At 78.2% G+C, this 3,285-nt stretch carries 2 protein-coding genes; one reads left to right on the forward strand and one right to left on the reverse strand.

The window, feature by feature from the left end; all coding sequences use genetic code 11:
• Positions 1 to 2,660: magnesium-translocating P-type ATPase (gene mgtA, locus L1885_RS25970; protein ID WP_372482031.1), on the forward strand; the 2,660-nt coding region annotated here is incomplete at its 5' end.
• 64 nt (positions 2,661 to 2,724) lie between these two features.
• Here mgtA and L1885_RS25975 read toward each other — a convergent pair.
• Positions 2,725 to 3,087, reverse strand: a complete 363-nt coding sequence (locus L1885_RS25975) for a nuclear transport factor 2 family protein (protein WP_235799601.1) — start codon at positions 3,085 to 3,087, stop codon at positions 2,725 to 2,727.
• Positions 3,088 to 3,285 lie beyond the last annotated feature (198 nt).

A 3,285-nucleotide genomic window follows, 5' to 3' on the forward strand; every position in this document is an offset into this window, starting at 1 on the left:
CCGGCGGCGGAGGCGAGACGGCCCCCGGCGCGCCGGGAAGGACCGCCGCCCCCGGCCCGGCGGCCACCGCCACCACCCTGGAGGTGCTGCGCGGCCTCGGCAGCGGCCCGCGCGGCCTGAGCGAGGCGGACGCCGAGGAACGCCTCGTCCACCACGGCGAGAACACCCTGCCCGCCACCCGCCCCGCGCCCCTGCTGCGCCGCTTCCTCGGCGGCGTCCGCGACCCCTTCACCGGCGTCCTGTTCTGCCTGGCGCTGATCTCCGCCGCCGTCTCCTCCTGGGGCACCGCCTGCGTCCTGACCGTGCTCGTCGCCGTCAGCTGCGCCCTGCGCACCCACGCCGACCACCGGGCCGACCGGTCCGCCGCCGCCCTGCACGGCACGATCGCCGCGACGGCGACCGTACGGCGCCGCGCCGGACCCTCGTACACCGAGACCCGCGAGCGCGAGGTGCCCACCTGCGACCTGGTGCCCGGCGACATCGTCCGGCTGGCCCCCGGCGACCTCGTGCCCGCCGACGTCCGGCTGCTGCGCGCCACCGGCCTGAGCGTGCACCAGGCCGCGCTCACCGGGGAGTCCGTGCCGGCCGCGAAGCACGCCGTGGACGCGCCCGGCGCGCGGGCCGACGGGCAGGGCGACTTCGACCTGCCGCACCTGTGCTTCCAGGGCAGCAGCGTGGCCGCCGGCAGCGCGACGGCCGTCGTCACCGCCACCGGCCAGGGCACCCGGTTCGCCACCGCCCACGGCGCGGAGGGGCGCGGCCGGGCCCGGCGCCGCGAGCGGCCCTTCGACCGGTCGGTCAAGGGCGTCTCCTGGCTCCTCGTGCGCCTGATGGCACTCATCCCGCCGCTCGTCCTCGCGGCGGGCGCGGTCCTCCACCGCAGCAGCCCCGAGTCGCCGGCGTTCGCCGTGGCCGTCGCCGTCGGGCTCACCCCCGAGATGCTGCCCGTCGTCGTCAACACGGTCCTCGCGCGCGGCGCGGGCCGGCTGCGCGACCGCTACGGGGTGATCGTCAAGCGGCTCCCGGCGCTCCACGACCTCGGGGCCGTGGAGGTGCTGTGCACCGACAAGACCGGCACGCTCACCCAGGACCGGCCGGTCCTCGACCGGTCCCTGGCGCCCGACGGCAGCCACGGCACGCAGGCGCTGCGCTGGGCGGCGCTCAACAGTCTCGTCACGCTCCAGCTCGCCGAGGTCCCGGTGCCCGACGCCCTCGACGGGGCGATCCTCGCCGCGGCCCCGGCCGGGGCCGCGGAGCGCTGCGAGGGCCTCGACGCCCTGCCCCTCGACCCGGTGCGGCGCCGATCCGCCGCGCTCGTACAGGACGGCCGCGGCCACGCGATCGTCGTCAAGGGCGCCCCGGAGGACGTGCTCGACCGGTGCACGCGACTGGCCACCGGCGAGGAGAGCGGCGCGAGCGCCGCGCTGGACGGGGAGGCACGCCGCCGGCTCGACCGGCTGGTGGAGGAGGCCGCCGGCGAAGGACTGCGGGTCCTCGCGGTCGCCGTCGGCCACCGGGCCGTGCGGCCCCGCCCGCTGACCGCCGCCGACGAGCGGGACCTCACGCTGGTCGGGTTCGTCGCGCTGCGGGACGCCCTCGCCCCCACCGCGGCCGACGCCCTCGCCTCGCTCGCCCGCCGCGGAGTGTCCGTCACCGTGCTCACGGGCGACCACCCGGGCACGGCGGCCCGGGTCTGCCGGGAGCTGGGCCTCGCGGCCGGTCCCGGCGGCGTCGTCACCGCCGACCGGCTCGACGGGCTCGACGACGCGGGGGTGGCCGCCCTCGCCGCCCGCACGACCGTCCTCGCGCGCTGCACCCCCGAGCACAAGGCCCGCGTCGTGCGGGCGCTGCGCTCCGCCGGGCGCACCACCGGCTACCTGGGCGACGGAGTCAACGACCTGCCCGCGCTGCGCGCCGCCGACCTCGGCGTCTGCACGCAGGACGCGGCGCAGGCGGCGCGCGAGGCGGCGGGCGCCGTCCTCGCCACGAAGGACCTGACGGCACTGGCCCACGCCGTCGCCTACGGCCGGCGCGCGAGCGCCAACATCCTCACCTACGTACGGATCACCCTGTCCTCCAACGTGGGCAACGTGATCGCGATGCTGGGCGGCGGACTGCTGCTGCCGTTCCTGCCGATGCTGCCCGCGCAGGTCCTGCTGCAGAACCTGTGCTTCGACGCGGCCCAGTTGACCCTGGCGCTGGACCGCCCGCCCGCGGCCGCCGCGGCGCGGCCGGCGACACTGCACCCCCGCGGACTGCCGCGCACCATCGCCGGCTACGGAGTGCTCAACGCGGCGGCCGACCTCACGACGTTCGCGGTGCTCGTGCTCGCGGTACCCGCCTCCCGGCACATCGGCGGCCAGGGGGCCTTCCACGCGGGGTGGTTCACCGAGAACCTGCTCACCCAGGCGCTCGTGATGCTGCTGCAGCGCCCGCGCGGCGACCGGCGCGGCGCGGACGGACGGCGGGCCGGGGTGCCGGCGCCGATCAGGGCCGCGGCCGTGTTCCTCGCCGCGGTGGGCGTGGGGCTGCCCCTGCTTCCGCCGGGCGCGGCCTTCGGCATGACCGCGCCGCCGCTCTCCTTCTACCCCCTGCTCGCCGCCGTGCTCGCCCTGTACGCCGGGGCGCTGGCGCTCGCACGGCGGCGCGGGAGGGGCTGACGGCGGCGGGAGCGCCGGGCCGGGCCGCCGGAGAGCGCACGGCCGGCCCGGGGCGCCGGGGCCGTCAGCCCGGCAGGCGGTCCAGGAACCCGCTGACCGAGCGGATGCGTCCGTCGGCGGCGATCCTGACGACGTCGGACCCGGCGGCGGGCGCCGATCCGTCGGCCGCCGAGACCAGGTCCCAGGTGAAACGGGCCACGTCGTGGTGGGCGTCGGGCGTGCCCGTCGGCTCGAACGAGAAGCCGGGGAACTGCTCGCGGGCGGCCCTGATCGCGGCTGCCAGGCCCTCGTGCCCCGACACGTCGGCGAGCGGGTCGGTGTAGACGGCGTCCTCGGTGAAGGCCGCGGCGACCGCCTTGTCGAGCACGTCGTCCTCGGCGTTCCACGCGGCGAAGTAACGGGTGACTGCGTCCTCGTGCACGGACATGGACGACCTCCTGAGGGAGCGGTGTGATGTCTGCGGCACCCCGATGTCCCGCCGTGCCACCGCCGGGCCCGTGGGGTGGCACCACTGTGGCCGGACACCGCCGCCGGGGTCGATTACCGCGGAGGTAATGCGCCGCGTCCGGCAGGCCGGGAGCCGCCCGCCGGCGCGCGTGCCGTGCGCGGCGCGCGGGCCCGGGCG

It is taken from the genome of Streptomyces fuscigenes, from assembly GCF_021556455.1.
In the GTDB taxonomy this organism is placed as follows: Bacteria; Actinomycetota; Actinomycetes; order Streptomycetales; family Streptomycetaceae; genus Streptomyces; species Streptomyces fuscigenes.